12 protein-coding genes are annotated in these 14,481 nt (G+C 43.9%); 9 read left to right on the top strand and 3 right to left on the bottom strand.

Annotated elements, in window-relative coordinates:
- The first annotated feature begins 4 nt into the window (after window positions 1-4).
- From E7588_00060 to E7588_00035, 6 genes are all read left to right on the top strand, one after another.
- Window positions 5-1,957 carry an SDR family NAD(P)-dependent oxidoreductase gene (locus E7588_00060; GenBank protein MBE6687653.1) on the top strand — a complete coding sequence of 651 codons (1,953 nt, stop codon included), beginning with the start codon at window positions 5-7 and terminating at the stop codon, window positions 1,955-1,957.
- A 99-nt stretch (window positions 1,958-2,056) separates the two neighbouring features.
- Window positions 2,057-3,334, top strand: a complete 1,278-nt coding sequence (locus tag E7588_00055; GenBank protein ID MBE6687652.1) for a PHP domain-containing protein — start codon at window positions 2,057-2,059, stop codon at window positions 3,332-3,334.
- The gene (locus E7588_00050) at window positions 3,334-4,176 is read left to right on the top strand and encodes a pyridoxamine kinase (protein ID MBE6687651.1); all 843 of its coding nucleotides are present in this window, start codon (window positions 3,334-3,336) and stop codon (window positions 4,174-4,176) included. The genes E7588_00055 and E7588_00050 overlap by 1 nt, the downstream gene beginning before the upstream one ends.
- A gap of 2 nt (window positions 4,177-4,178) precedes the next feature.
- The gene (locus tag E7588_00045; protein MBE6687650.1) at window positions 4,179-4,682 is read left to right on the top strand and encodes a TIGR04002 family protein; all 504 of its coding nucleotides are present in this window, start codon (window positions 4,179-4,181) and stop codon (window positions 4,680-4,682) included.
- 9 nt (window positions 4,683-4,691) lie between these two features.
- Window positions 4,692-6,080 carry a sulfatase gene (locus E7588_00040; protein MBE6687649.1) on the top strand — a complete coding sequence of 463 codons (1,389 nt, stop codon included), beginning with the start codon at window positions 4,692-4,694 and terminating at the stop codon, window positions 6,078-6,080.
- A 12-nt stretch (window positions 6,081-6,092) separates the two neighbouring features.
- On the top strand, window positions 6,093-6,674 hold the full coding sequence (locus E7588_00035; protein MBE6687648.1) for a histidine phosphatase family protein: 582 nt from the start codon (window positions 6,093-6,095) through the stop codon (window positions 6,672-6,674).
- A gap of 43 nt (window positions 6,675-6,717) precedes the next feature.
- Here the strand turns inward: E7588_00035 and E7588_00030 are convergent, their stop codons facing one another.
- Entirely contained in the window at window positions 6,718-7,605 is an 888-nt protein-coding gene (locus E7588_00030) for a helix-turn-helix transcriptional regulator (protein ID MBE6687647.1), read from the bottom strand.
- 132 nt (window positions 7,606-7,737) lie between these two features.
- Between E7588_00030 and E7588_00025 the strand changes: the two genes are divergently transcribed.
- Window positions 7,738-9,054: a hypothetical protein gene (locus E7588_00025; protein MBE6687646.1), complete on the top strand. Its 1,317-nt coding sequence runs from the start codon at window positions 7,738-7,740 to the stop codon at window positions 9,052-9,054.
- A gap of 40 nt (window positions 9,055-9,094) precedes the next feature.
- Here the strand turns inward: E7588_00025 and E7588_00020 are convergent, their stop codons facing one another.
- The gene (locus tag E7588_00020) at window positions 9,095-11,776 is read right to left on the bottom strand and encodes a hypothetical protein (protein ID MBE6687645.1); all 2,682 of its coding nucleotides are present in this window, start codon (window positions 11,774-11,776) and stop codon (window positions 9,095-9,097) included.
- Between the two features lie 165 nt (window positions 11,777-11,941).
- Between E7588_00020 and E7588_00015 the strand changes: the two genes are divergently transcribed.
- Together E7588_00015 and E7588_00010 are read left to right on the top strand one after the other, a co-directional pair.
- The gene (locus E7588_00015; protein ID MBE6687644.1) at window positions 11,942-12,517 is read left to right on the top strand and encodes a hydrolase; all 576 of its coding nucleotides are present in this window, start codon (window positions 11,942-11,944) and stop codon (window positions 12,515-12,517) included.
- A gap of 12 nt (window positions 12,518-12,529) precedes the next feature.
- Entirely contained in the window at window positions 12,530-13,090 is a 561-nt protein-coding gene (locus E7588_00010; protein ID MBE6687643.1) for a DUF4358 domain-containing protein, read from the top strand.
- Between the two features lie 56 nt (window positions 13,091-13,146).
- On the opposite strand, the gene E7588_00005 is transcribed toward E7588_00010, so the two are convergent.
- Entirely contained in the window at window positions 13,147-14,349 is a 1,203-nt protein-coding gene (locus E7588_00005) for a hypothetical protein (protein MBE6687642.1), read from the bottom strand.
- Window positions 14,350-14,481: the final 132 nt, after the last annotated feature.

The raw sequence follows: 14,481 nt of genomic DNA, 5'->3' as shown, positions 1-14,481 counted from the left end.
TACTATGAGTGTACAACTTCTTGCACAAATGTCCAACAAATACGGCAAAAATCCCGAATTCGTTCTTGCAGGCGGCGGTAACACCTCCTTTAAGGACGCAGAATATCTTTACATCAAAGGCTCGGGCACCTCTCTTGCAACCATTAAGCCCGAGGAATTCGTTATAATGCGCAGAGCTGAGCTCAACAAAATGTGGAGTGCTTCCTATTCCGAAAACAATGCACAACGCGAAAGTGAAGTTCTCAGCGACATGATGGACGCACGTGCCAAAGGTCAGACCGGTCGTCCAAGTGTTGAAACACTTCTCCATGAGCTTTTTGACAAAGCTTATGTCCTCCATCTGCATCCCGCGCTGGTAAACGCAGCTACCTGTGCGAAAAATGGCGAAAAGGCGATTATGGAGCTGTTCCCCGATGCACTGTGGATTCCTGCCGAAAAGCCCGGTTTCATACTTGCAAAAACCTGCAAGAAATACTTTGACGAGTACATTGCAAAATTCGGCAAGGCTCCCGTTCTTCTGTTCCTGCAGAATCACGGCGTATTCTTTGCCGCCGACGAGCTTGGCGAGCTGGACGCACTGGTTGACAAGGTTATGAACGGTATCGCTTCCAAGGTTGAACGTTATGCTGACCTCACCCCCTGCGAAGCAGACCGCGAAAAGGTGATGGCTGTTGCCCCCGCACTGCGTATGATTTACCGCAAGCTGTCGGGCAGTGATACCGCTATTGTCAAGTTCACCTGCAACAACGAAATAAAGAGCATCTGTGCGGACGAAAAGGCTTTTGCAGATTTCTCCTACGCTTTCTCCCCCGACCATGTTGTTTACTGCAAGGCTCAGCCTTTGTTCCTCAAAAATACTGACAATCTTGAAGCAGACATGGCGGCGTTCAAGGAATCCAAGAAGTTCCTGCCCAAAATTGTTTTTGTTGAGAACGTTGGTATGTTCGCTTGCGGTGCTACCGTAAAGGAAGCTGCTACCGCTACCGAAGTATTCATGGATGAAATTAAAATACATGCAATGTGTCAGAGCTTCGGCGGTCTTCTCCCCATGAGCGAGGAGCTGGTTGACTTCATCGTTAACTGGGAGGTTGAAAGCTACCGCAGCAAGACCAGCCTTGGCGGTGGCAACGCAAAGAGACTTAACGAAAAAATCGTTATCGTTACCGGAAGTGCTCAGGGCTTCGGCGAAGGAATTGCACGTGAGCTTGCAAAAGAAGGCGCAAACCTTGTCATCGCAGATATGAACGATGCAGGTGCGGCTAAGGTTGCAGACGACATTCAGGCATCCTGCGGAAAAGGCAAAGCATTTGCTACCAAGGCAAATGTTACCGATGAGGTTTCCGTTGCAGACATGGTTTATCAGACAGTATGCAACTACGGCGGTCTTGACATATTCGTAAACAACGCAGGTATCGTACGTGCAGGCAGTCTTGAAGAAATGAACAAGTCCAACTTCGAGCTTGTAACTGCTGTTAACTACACTGCTTATTTCCTGTGCACTCAGGCAGCTACCGCTGTTATGAAAGCTCAGTTCAAGGCTGACCCGACATACATGGCAGATGTTATTGAAATCAACTCCAAATCCGGTCTTGAGGGAAGCAACAAAAACTTTGCATATGCCGGAAGCAAATTCGGCGGTATCGGTCTTACTCAGAGCTTTGCACTTGAGCTTGCTCCCTACAACATAAAAGTGAACGCAATATGCCCCGGCAACTTCCTCAACGGTCCTCTGTGGATGGATCCCGAAAAGGGTCTGTTTGTTCAGTACCTCAAAGCAGGCAAAGTACCCGGTGCAAAAACGGTTGAAGATGTCAAGAAGTTCTATGAGTCCAAGGTTCCGCTCAACCGCGGATGTGAAACCATCGACGTTGCACGCGCTATTCTCTATGTTGCCGAGCAGACCTACGAAACCGGTCAGGCTATCCCCGTAACCGGCGGTCAGGTAATGCTTTCTTAACCTTATAACAACAAACGACGATTATCAGTTGACACGGTACGTGTCAACTGATAATCATTGAATTTTAACCTTAAATTTCATTAAAAGGAGTTATCCTGAATGGAAAAACTTATTGCAAAACTCAACGCAAACACCGCTGACGAGCGTCTTGCGGCTCTGCGCGAAATAAAAGCACTGTACGACAACGGCACTCTTACTATGCCCGTACCTTGCTCCAATGTAAACAACCACATTCACACGATTTATTCCTTCTCCCCCTATTCCCCGACCGCCGCGCTTTACTACGCATGGCTCAACGGACTTTCCACCGCAGGTATCATGGATCATGACTCCATTGCCGGTGCAAAGGAGTTTATCGAAGCAGGAAAAATAATGAACATGGCTGTAACGGTGGGCATTGAATGCCGTGTAAAATTTGACAAAACAGCTGTAAACGGCAGACGTATCAACAACCCCGATCAAAGCTCCGTTGCATACGTAGCTCTCCACGGTGTTCCCCACAATAACATAGACCGCGTAAACGATTTCTTTGCTCCTTACCGCGCAAAGAGAAACGAGCGCAACAAAAAGATGTGTGAAAATATCAACAATATCATGGCGAAGTATGATATTGCCATCAATTTTGACAAGGACGTTCTTCCTCTTTCCATGTATCATGAGGGCGGCTCTGTTACCGAACGTCACATCTGCTATGCGCTTGTTAAGCAGATTGTTAAACGCTTCCCCACTCCCGAGGGTGTTATAAGCTTCTTCAAAGACGACATGGGCATAGCTCTTTCCGCAAAGCTCGAAGGAATCCTTTCAGAAGCAAAGCCCGAGTTTTACGAATATGATATTTTAGGTGTCATCAAGGGCAACTTGGTTGAAAAGTTCTATATTGATGCAGACGAAGAATGTCCTGATGTAACAGAATATATTGCACTCGCCGAGGAAGTTGGTGCAGTAAGCGCGTACGCATATCTTGGTGACGTAGGCGATTCCGTTACCGGCGACAAGAAGGCACAGAAGTTTGAAGACGATTACCTCGACCAGCTGGCTGACATTCTCAAGGAGCTTCGTTTCAACTCCATCACCTACATGCCTACCAGAAACACCAAGCCTCAGCTTGAAAGACTTATGACGCTGTGCGACAAACACGGTTTTTATCAGATTTGCGGTGAAGATATAAACTCTCCCCGTCAGAAATTTATCTGTGAAGCGCTCAATGACCCCATGTTTGAGCATCTCAAGGACGCCGCATGGGCACTTATCGGACATGAAAAGCTGGCAACAGAGGATTTCTCAAAGCGTTTCTTCGCACCTGAGGTAGTAAAGGAATATCCTCTCGCGCAGCGAATAAAGATTTACAGCGACATAGCAAAAAAGGATTTTGAATAATGAAAAAGGATAACGCGCCGCCTGCTAAAGTTGCGGCAATACACGATATTTCCGGTTTCGGCAGATGTGCGCTGACGGTTGTTATACCGACCTTATCTGCGATGGGTGTACAGGTGTGTCCTGTCCCCACCGCAGTTCTTTCCACCCATACCGGAGGATATGAGGGTTATACTTTTCTCGACCTTACCGACGAAATATCCCCTTATGCTTCCCACTGGAAAAAAATCAATCTGAGTTTTGATGCTATTTACAGCGGTTTTCTTGCCAACGCAACACAAATCAAGCAGGTTTCGGATTTTATAGATACATTCGGAAAGAATTCCCTTGTGGTGGTAGACCCTGTAATGGGTGACGACGGTAAAATTTACAAGACCTATTGCAGTGAGCTTTGTGACGGCATGAAAAGTCTTGTCAAAAAAGCAAATCTTATAACACCGAATATAACCGAAGCGGCTTACCTTACACAAACACCCTATAAGCCGGATTTTTCAAAATCGGAAGCCTATGAAATGCTCGACAAGCTTTCGAATTTCGGATGCGAAAAAATCGTTATAACGGGAATACATAACGAAAACAGTATAATGACCGTATATTCCGACAACGGACAAAAGGGTGTATTCTCCTGCAAAATGGTAAATAAAAATTACCCCGGCACAGGCGACATTTTCACTTCCTGCTTAACAGGCAAAATGCTGGACGGTGAAAATTTTGCACAAGCGGTAAAGTTTTCTTCGGAATTTGTTTCCATGCTGATAGAAAAATCCTCTCATTACGACTATCCGGAACGGGAAGGCGTTTTATTGGAAAAGTATCTTTATTTTTTATTGAAAGGCAGTGATTGAAAATGAAAATGAAAATAAATAAAATAAAACTGATTACATATTCTGCACTTTTTGCGGCGGCAATTTACGTAATGACAATGGTATCAATTCCCCTCCCCATGGGATATGTGCATGTGGGAGACGCACTCATTATGCTGTGTGCCTGCCTTTTACCAACTCCTTACGCTGTCATCGCTTCAGCCATTGGTGGTTCACTTGCCGACCTCACACTGGCTTACACTGCTTATATCCCTTTCACTTTCATCATAAAAGGCTTAATTGCACTATGCTTCTGTTCCAAGAGTGAAAAAATAATCTGCCGAAGAAGCCTTACGGCTTTTGTGCCCGTATTGTTACTCACACCCGGCGGATATTACTTAGCCGAATGCATTCTCACCGGAAGCTTTATCGCGCCCGTTGCAACACTTTTCCCCAATCTTATGCAGGCAGTTGCAAGCATTGTGCTTTTCTGCGTTGCCGGAATAGCACTTGATAAATTCAATATTAAAAAGCATCTTCATATATGAGGAATCTTTATGAACAGACCCAACATTTTATTCATTATGCTGGATCAGCAGCGTCTGGACTGTATAGGTGCATCGGGAGCGCGTCCCGTCAAAACTCCTAATATAGACAAGCTTGCTGAAAACGGTGTTTTTTTTGAAAAAGCACTCACACCTATTCCCGTATGCGCTCCTACGCGCCAGAGCCTTATTTCCGGCAGACGCCCGGAAAGTTTCGGCGGTATCTGGAATGACGGAATAGTTTTTCCCGTCAAAGCATTATCCCCCGAAGAATACTCCTTTCCGCGTGAGTTGAGCGACAGCGGATACAAAACTGCCTTTTTGGGGAAATGGGATGTAAATAAAAAATCTCCGCCAACCGAATTCGGATTTTCCGAATATGTGCCGGACAGCGAGATAACAAGTGAAATCGCAAAAAAATATCCTGATATAGAATATAAAAACGGTTTTTTCGGCGAGCCCTGTCCCGTACCGTTGGAGGATTGTCACACCCATAGAATGGCCGATCGCGCCGCGCAAATGATACACGATTTTTCAAATGGCAATACACCTTGGTACATTCAGATTGAATACACCGAGCCACATCTTCCCGTGAGACCTTCCGCTCCATATGACACAATGTACAAGCCGGAGGATATTGAACCATGGGGAAGCTTTGGCGATACATACGAAAACAAGCCCTACATTCAGCGTCAGCAACTCATAAACTGGCATCTTGAGGACAGAACGTGGGACGAATGGTCAAAGACAGTTGCTCTTTACTACGGACTTATCTCCCAAGTAGATGATGCCATAGGAAGAATTGTCAGCGCGGTTGATAGTGCCGGGGTGCGCAATAACACAGTTATAATAGTTACAAGTGACCACGGCGATATGTGCGGAGCTCACAGAATGATTGACAAGCACTACAATATGTACGACGATATATGCCGTATACCGCTGATTTTCAATTATCCCTCAAAGGTTTCACCTTGCAAATACAATGGTTATGTTCATCACACGCTGGACATGGTACCTACCATACTTGAACTTGCGGGAATCGATTTGAAAACTGACAGTGAAAAACGAAATCTGCACGGTCAATCACTCAAAGACGAGCTTTTCAGCGGACACCATAATTACCGCGATTTCGGTGTTTCCACTTACAACGGTCAGCAATTCGGGTTGTACTGCGAACGCATGATACGTACAGACAAGTACAAATATGTATGGAACCCTACCGATATTGATGAGTGTTACGATTTGGAAAACGACCCGTATGAGTTGAAAAACATTATTTATGACATTGATCGCGATATTCTCGCAGACCTCAGACTCAAGCTGTACAACGAACTCAAACGGTGTGGTGACAAACTGGTCAACTGGACTACGGCACAGCTTTTGGAAAACAACAAAATTTGAGGTTAAAGTATTATGAAGCTTTATCTTATACGTCATGGAGAAAGTGTAAACAATCTTGAAATGCGCCACTCGGGGCACAGCTTGACTCCCCTTACCGAAAAAGGAATAACCGATGCCAAAAAGGCAGGAAAGCTTTTAAATGGTATAAATTTTGACAAGGTATTTTCCAGTGATCTCCCCAGAGCATCCGCAACCTGTGAATACGCCTTGCCCGGTGCAGAATATGAAAAACTTAAGCTGATACGCGAGGTAAATGTTGGAACGCTTTCCGACCGCCTTGTGAGTGAATGTACCGAGCAGTACGGTGAGGAATACAAAAAACTGCGCGCCACATGCGATTTCACCCGTTGGAACGGCGAGAATTTTGAAATGACCTGTGCAAGAGCAAAAAAATTCTTAACAATGTTGGAAGGCTGCGATTACGAAAATGTCGCCGCATTTTCCCACGGCACATTTATTGAGTATATTTTATGTACCGTTCTTGGTTATGATGCTGCAAGAAATGCCATTTTATATAACGGCGGAATATGCGTCTTTGAGTACAAGGATGCAAAATGGTCGCTGATACGCTGGAATTATACAGGTGAAATATAGTAAACGTAAAGCCGTAAAACTCAAATGAGTTTTACGGCTTTTTTTATTTTGATGTATGCAGCATTTTATACTTCTTAAAGGTCATTCCGTAGTATTTTTTGAACACCGTACTTATGTAGTTTTCATCCGGCATTCCGATATACTCTCCCGCTTGTTTGAGTGTGTAATCAAAACGGAAAATAAGCTCTACCATATAATTAAGCTTCATTTTTATGATATATTCAGAAATAGGCATACCCTTATACAGTGTAAAAATAGTGGTAAGATAATTTTTATTGATACCTATGTGCTCTGCGAGCTCGCTCATACTAACGCGACGGGACATGTTCTCCGCTATATACTCCTCTGCCATGTGACAATAACGAACACAAGAGGGCGAAATGCCTTCACCGTTATAGTTTTTATCTTTATTCTCGGTATATTTCTTTATCTCCGCAAAAAGATGGGAAAAATCACACAGCTCGTCAAAATAGTTCTTTTGAGTAAGAAAAGTTTTGTCAGCTGCTATTTTTCTGATAGTATGAGCAATGTTTTCACTCTTTTTGGAACCCTTTATAAGATACGGTAGTGTTATTATACTATCGTTTGTTTCGGTGCCGGGCATAACAAAGTGACTGTCTATCAGATATTCAGTAGATGTGTGTTTGTGCTGACCCGGATTTTTCCCATGTACGCTGAACATATGCTCCGGCGGAAAAACGAATATGTCTCCCTCACCAACAGTAAAGCTTTCGCCTGTCTGTACATTTGTAACAACCAACGGATTGAGCTCCACAATACCCACCTCCAGTATTCCGGCATAAGGTGTAGTGGCTTGACGATACTGAGCAAATCCGCAGGTAGAAACCTGATAGTTATAATTATTCGCAGTATGCGCGTGAGCGTATGCAATAGAATAGAATTTCAAAAATTCCAATGTTACACCGTTCATTTATGATACCCGCCTTAAAAGTATTTTTTATAAATATATTATACTATGTTTTTCTGAAAATTTAAAGTCTTTTTTGAATATTTGGGATAAATTGAGCAAAACTATTTCTACAACATTTTTACGGAGGTTACCATGAAACATTTAAAAAGCACCTTTCTTTTCATAATCGTTGCCGCACTGCTGTCCATCACCGTGTTTGCATACAGCGGCGAGCTGTCCCCGGCTATTGATATTATCAAAAGCAAAAGCAAATTCATAAAATCAGGAACTACGCAAAGCGACGTTATCTTTTCCGTCAGCGACTTTGACGATGCTTTCGGTATAAAGGTGAAAAGCATCACCATACGCACGCTCCCGCCTGTAAAGGACGGTATTCTCAAGCTTGATGGTCAGGCGGTGGTAAGTAACCAGGAAATCCCCAGAAAGAGAATAGGCACCTTAAAATTTGTCCCGAATGCAAAAAGCGTGGCTCAGACAAGCTTTATTGTTTACCACTCAGCCGACAGTGCCACACAGCTTAAATGTACCATAAGCCTTGCAGAGGGAATAAACTTTACCCCATCGGCGTCTGAAGCATCTTTCTCTACACAGCGTAATATTACACTGTGCAAGTCACTATCAGCTTTTGATCCCGAGGACGATGAACTCACCTATGAAATAGTAACCGCACCTCAAAACGGTATTCTGACACTGACATGCAATACCGGAGGAAGCTTCAATTATACTCCTAAGGAAAATTTTTGCGGAAATGACAGCTTTGAATATCGCGTTGTGGACGAACACGGAAATGCCTCTGAAAAAGAAAAGGTAAAAATCAAGGTAATAAAACCTCTGTCTGACATATATTTTACAGACATGGTGGGACATTGGGCACATAATGCTGCTATAAAGACAGCCGCAAAGGGTTATATGCCCGTTGTTTATGACGAAAACGGATATGCGGTTTTTCAGCCGGATCAGGTTGTAACCCGCGAGGAATTTCTCGTGAGTGCAATGAAGGCAGTGGGATACAAAATTGACAAGGATATAATCTCCACCGTTTTCACCGATAATAATTATATAGCGTCGGAAGCAAGAAGCTATGTATCGGCGGCATACCGCGACGGTATAATATCCGGTTACGCCTCACCGACAGGCATGGTTTTTGACCCGGATGGAAAGATAACACGTGCGCAGGCAGCTGTGATAGTATCCAAACTTGCCGATGTTCCTCATGCAGATTCAAAAGAGGTTTTTGCTGACGCCCAAACTATCCCGACCTGGGCATATGATGCCATGAGTTCGCTTGTTTCCTGCGGTATAATGAACGGCATGGGTGACGGTACCATGAACGCCTCTGCCACTCTTACCAAGGCACAGTGTGCCGAGCTTTTATGCTCCGTTGAAGAATATCACAACGAACAAAAGAAAAAGAACGGTTTCTTATCCGGACTTTTCGGAAAGAACTAATAACAAGGCAGTCAGTTCTATAAGCACTGACTGCCTCATTTTATCTTTCAATCCACACATAGGTGGACGGTATAATGCAGTATTTTCCAAGGTATACCGTTTGATCTTCTCTCTGTCTCCAGCGGTCTCCCCTGTCCGTTTGAAAGGCCATTTTCATAGGTCTGTCACTTTTATAAAATTTTGACTTATCAAGATGTATTTCAAGATGTGTGCCTCCGAAATCTGCATCTGCGGGAAGTTTTACGGTGCTGTATTTATCCATTTCCGCACGGCACTCATCCATGAACATCGAAAAATACATCCACACACTCATGGGAATGCTTTTTGCGCCGTTGGGATTTACATGCATGGGCACATCCGGCGAAAACAGCCTGAATTCAGGGGAAATTATAAGTGTCTCGTTGTGCTTTGATCTGAATTCCACTATCAATTCGTTTTCGTTTTCTTCAATCTTGACCTGGGCATCGCCCGACGCAAAGCTACTCCAACCACTTCCGATTTTATAGTGGTCAATACCCTCTTCTATTCCATCGTAATACTCCAGTGGGGAAAGATTATTTTTTATTCTTTCGCGCACTTCTTTAAATTCGGTAGCAAGAAGTGTTTCCAGCCAATCGGCACGATCATCCAGCTTTTCGGGGAAATAACGGAACCCCTCAGCCTCGGAATGATAGCCCAGACGTCCGTCCCCGGAGCTGAGCTTACTGAGTCTGCGGCTGATTTTGATTTCATTTTTAACGATTTCTTCCATGCGGTCGAGTATATCATTGGGGTCTCCCTCACCCGTACCCAGCTTATCACGAAGCAAATAAAACTCCAGTATTTCCGCACCGCTTTCAAACTGGCAGTCCAGTGCATCCGAAACGGATTTCTGTTCAAACTCGTCGTAAGCCCCATCCGTTAGCGCCTGCATAAGCTTATTACCCTTTTTCCAGCTTTCACTCATGCGCTTCGACAGTATCATTGCCTCCTCAAGCGTGTGCCCGCGCAAAGTGCATTCGTATATACGGTCACCATCCATTGGGTCGCCGTATATCCAACTTCGCGACAGCGGGAAGTTTTTGGGCTTAAGCTGCAACAACCACACCGGACCGTCGTGCATAGGGCCGTAGTAGCTGAACATAATTGTGGTAGGATAATTGATATATCCTTTTTCAAAGAAATTCCATGCCTCAGCTACTTCCTTTACTCTGCTTTCACCCCAATAAATGCCTGCGATATATTCAATGAACGCCTGTTTATCGCAGAAATCGTTCCAGAAAGCCAATTCTCCCGCAACTTTATTCATCATAGAAGGGTAATTACCGAAATACCAGCACTGCATTACACCGCTGACACCAAGCTCATACATAGCCTTATATTTATCGTACAGGATTCCGGGCACGGGAACATACGGAACGCTGGCAACCTCGTGTGAACAGCACGCCTGTATCTTCGCTAAGCAACGTTTGCCGTATTTCTGTGCCGCGCGTGCGGTAACCTTGAACATTTCAGAAGGGCCCACATACGACAACCAGTAATCCATCGCCATTCTGCCCTTACCAAGCTGTTCATTTACACCGTTATCTTCAAGGTTCTGCACAAGACACACATCAGAAGGTGCAAGCTTTACATATTCCTCGATATCTTCATAATCCCATCCGCGGTGGGCATACGTCCAGGACAAAAACTCCGCCTCGGGTTTAGAATTACGTATACCCTCGCGCAGTGCATCTACCGCCTGCGCAAGTATTTCACCGGCACGTTTATCGCGACAGTTGGGACAAGCATTCATATGTTGTTTGATATATTGATAACCCGATGTACAGTTGGTAGTGCGCTCCCCGTTTGTAATGGAAATATATCCGCCCAAATCAGGGCAAAGCTCGAACATTGTTCGTGTAGCTTCCTCACAATAAGCCTTTCCGCGCTCGGATGCCGTGCAGAAGGTGTAACCGTCATACGCCCGATTTCCGCGAATATCACTGTATTTTTCAAACAGCTCCCCTCTTGTGGGGACGGGTTCGATAGCAAAAACAAACACCTTTATGCCGTATCTGCGGCACTTGGCAATTGTTCGGTTGAGCTTATCTATACGGCGCTTATAGTCTTTGCCATACTCCGTAATTATTTTGGACGGCAAAAGATCGGCAAAACGTGTGTATATCCAGACACCATTGGAACCATCATGTGCAAGACGGTTAAGGTACTCATCGGGATAGTAGTCTATATCATCCGCCAATTCCTCGCCGTTTTTGGGCGGACGGTTGGTTGGTGAGAAAAAGCAACGGGTTATCCGGGAGGTAAGCCAGGGCGTTCTGACGATTTCACCCTCCGGCAAAAATGCTCCCTCGCGGCGGCGCATTTCGTCCTCGAGATATATAACACCGCGTCGGATTCCCTCTGTGTCTGCCGCTATAACCACAGTTTTTTCGGAATCGGTTACAATTTTATATTCTTCATAAACGGAAGTCAGACCCTTACGGGTTATAATTGGATATTTATCCCCCTCAATTTCGTAAACCTTACAAAAATTACGAAAATCATCGTAACAGGTTTCGAGAAGCTCGTCCTCAAATTCCGTCACAAGGTAAATACCGTTTACGCATACCTCACCGTTTTTTATTGTACGTTTATTGAAGTATTCAGGCTTTTGATTATGCATCGGTTTTTTTAATTCGTCGATAAAAAGCTTGGGGGGTTGTTTTGCAAGAAACGGATCGACCGTAATTTTTCGTTTCATAATACCTCTCCTCAATACTGTTTGCTTAAGTTTATCACTTTTAATTTTAAAAGTCAATATTTTGTGCAAATTCTCATGTTTTTTTGTCAAAATCAAAACTGCATGTTGAAAAAAAATCCCTTTTGTGTTATACTATTTAACAAACGCATAACAAGGAGAAATTTTATGAGTGCAAAGGATAATTTTCTGGACATATACACTTCAACGATAGCACGCGACGGTGCTGACAAAATGCTGGAATATCTTGAATCAAGCGACTTTTTCACCGCACCCGCAAGCACGCGCTTTCACGGAAGTCACCCCGGCGGACTTGTGGAGCACTGTGTTAATGTTTACGAAGCTCTCTCCGACTATGTAAACCGTCCGCGCGCTAAAGAAGTATACGGTATGAATTTTTCGGATGAAACGATAGCAATAGTCGCGCTTTTGCACGATGTATGCAAAATCGGTTGCTACAAGCCCTCTACACGAAATGTCAAGAAAAACGGCAAATGGGAGGAGGTTCCCTACTACGAATTTGACGATCCCATGCCGTATGGTCACGGTGAAAAATCCGTGTACATAATCAATGGCTATATGCGCCTCAAGCGTGAAGAGGCGTTTGCGATACGCTATCACATGGGGTTTGCAGGTATCGAAGACAAGAATACCATAGGAAATGTATTTGAAAAATTTCCGTTGGCATATGCCATGTTTGTTGCGGATATGGAAGCCACATATTACCTTGAAGAAAAAAATTAAGGAGATATACTTATGAAAAAAATCACATTTGTTTTACTCGCATTTTTATTGTTTTTAACACTTGTTTCCTGCACACAGACCACTCCGCCGGAGGTGATTGACAACAATACTGAGCAGACCGAAAATGTTGTCAAGAACCCAACCTGTGAAGAAATCGTTCTTTCCGTTGCTGATGCCCTTTCTCTTGTTGCCTCGGATTTTGATTACTACAACTTTACCGAAGAGGACAAAAAATTGGACGACATGGTAATCTCGTATTTCTATGGCGATATGGAAAGCATGGAGGATCCTGATTTTTCCAATGCGGTTGACTACTATATAATGGTTCCCGTAACAACGGTTGCAACCGAAGTAGGTGTTTTCAAGCTTGATGATCCGTCAGCCGCCGAAAAGATGATCGGGTATTTTTCCAACCGCGCCTACGCAAGAGAAACCACCTTTGCTCCTTATAACGAAGCGGAATCTCTGAAAGCCAAAAATGCTCTTACAGGCTCGTACGGCAACTATGTGTGGTACATTATGACCGACAACAATCTTGAGGCAGAAGCCAAAGTTCTGGAAGCGATAAAATAAAAAATATCAAAAAAGCACTTGAATCATATTGCGATTCAAGTGCTTTTTATTTGTGTTTAGCGTAATGCAGTTCCGTTCCAAACGGGTATTTCCTGCAGATTTACGGGATCAATGCATTTAAACTGACCTGATACTGCATATGGGTGCAATTCGTAGAAGAACAGATATCCGTTTTGTACAATGAGCTGGTACAAGTTGTCACCGGTGTAAATATGACGTTTTTCTCCTCCATTGAGGTTATACTCGTAAACTACATGCTGTGTTTCCTTTTGGAAGGAATTTTGGAAGGAAGATTCTGACAGTTCTGCAACCGTATAGTAAACATAACCATCAGAAATATTGATGGCACGGAAGCTCTCGTTCTCTTCAAGCTCAAAAACCGTACGTATTTCCACGCCGTCAGCATCACTGCTCATAAGCTTTCTGCCGTTATTATAATAAATGCGTCCGCCGTAGAAGTTCACAAAATCGTGTGAATAATTATCCAGAACTAAAGTATCTTGCTTGGTTTGCAGGTCAATACGGCGTAATTCATAGTCATTGTGAATGAAATAGAAAAGATAGTTGTCCACAACTCCCAGCATATAGGAAGAAAAGTCATTTTCGCCGTCCTTGAGCACCTCAAATTCCGTCTGGTCGGTCTTCATGCGGTAAATGCTTCCGTTACATTCAAAGTAGAGTTTGTCATCCACAAGCTGAAGGAAATCGATAAAATAGCCAAAATCGGGTGTCAGATTATCGTGAAGATTCTTTGATTCAAGGGTATCAAGGTCAAGCTCGACAAGGTGGCGTCCGCCGCCTCCACCGGTGGTAAAGTACAGCTTATTATCGTATATACACATATTGCGTGCAGCAAAATAAGGAGCATAAATTTCCTCGCTTACATATTCTTCGTGTCCGTCAACACCCGGCAACCAAGCACGGTAGACGCGGTGTTCACCACCCATATATTCATCATCCGGTACCTCAATGAATGTATCGTAGATATAAAAATCATCTGCATAAAGCACTGTCGCACCATTCAAATTATTATTAATGGTGTTGGCATAGCTTTTTTTCTGTGTCAACTCAATCGGAGGTTCATCGTCCTCATGCTTTTCGTTATCCTCTGCCGGCAAAATATCGGTTTCGTGAGAAGCATCGGGAAGATCATTTTCGACAGGTACTGTAACATCAGGAGTTACGGGCTTATCCTCCGCACAGGATACCACACAAAAAATCATCAAAGCGGTGAGAACAAATAAAAATGTCTTTTTCATAATATCAACTCCTCGTATAATAAATGTAGTAGTTTTTAGAGTTCCTCTCCAAGAACTATGGTATAATTGTTTAGATGCTGTGGATTGGTTAACAACTCCTACCACTCGATGGTTTTGAGAAGGCTCCAACCA

The organism is Oscillospiraceae bacterium (assembly GCA_015065085.1).
Taxonomy (GTDB): Bacteria; Bacillota; Clostridia; order Oscillospirales; family SIG627; genus SIG627.
The sequence above is the reverse complement of the archived record's forward strand: the minus strand, read 5'-3'. Positions and strand labels throughout refer to the sequence as shown.

Coding starts and splice junctions, on each gene's coding strand:
- E7588_00030 (MBE6687647.1), bottom strand. CDS start 7,605: ATGAACGGTGTAACATTGGAATTTTTGAAATTCTATTCTATTGCATAC.
- E7588_00055 (MBE6687652.1), top strand. CDS start 2,057: ATGGAAAAACTTATTGCAAAACTCAACGCAAACACCGCTGACGAGCGT.
- E7588_00050 (MBE6687651.1), top strand. CDS start 3,334: ATGAAAAAGGATAACGCGCCGCCTGCTAAAGTTGCGGCAATACACGAT.
- E7588_00010 (MBE6687643.1), top strand. CDS start 12,530: ATGAAAAAAATCACATTTGTTTTACTCGCATTTTTATTGTTTTTAACA.
- E7588_00015 (MBE6687644.1), top strand. CDS start 11,942: ATGAGTGCAAAGGATAATTTTCTGGACATATACACTTCAACGATAGCA.
- E7588_00005 (MBE6687642.1), bottom strand. CDS start 14,349: ATGAAAAAGACATTTTTATTTGTTCTCACCGCTTTGATGATTTTTTGT.
- E7588_00045 (MBE6687650.1), top strand. CDS start 4,179: ATGAAAATGAAAATAAATAAAATAAAACTGATTACATATTCTGCACTT.
- E7588_00035 (MBE6687648.1), top strand. CDS start 6,093: ATGAAGCTTTATCTTATACGTCATGGAGAAAGTGTAAACAATCTTGAA.
- E7588_00025 (MBE6687646.1), top strand. CDS start 7,738: ATGAAACATTTAAAAAGCACCTTTCTTTTCATAATCGTTGCCGCACTG.
- E7588_00040 (MBE6687649.1), top strand. CDS start 4,692: ATGAACAGACCCAACATTTTATTCATTATGCTGGATCAGCAGCGTCTG.
- E7588_00020 (MBE6687645.1), bottom strand. CDS start 11,776: ATGAAACGAAAAATTACGGTCGATCCGTTTCTTGCAAAACAACCCCCC.
- E7588_00060 (MBE6687653.1), top strand. CDS start 5: ATGAGTGTACAACTTCTTGCACAAATGTCCAACAAATACGGCAAAAAT.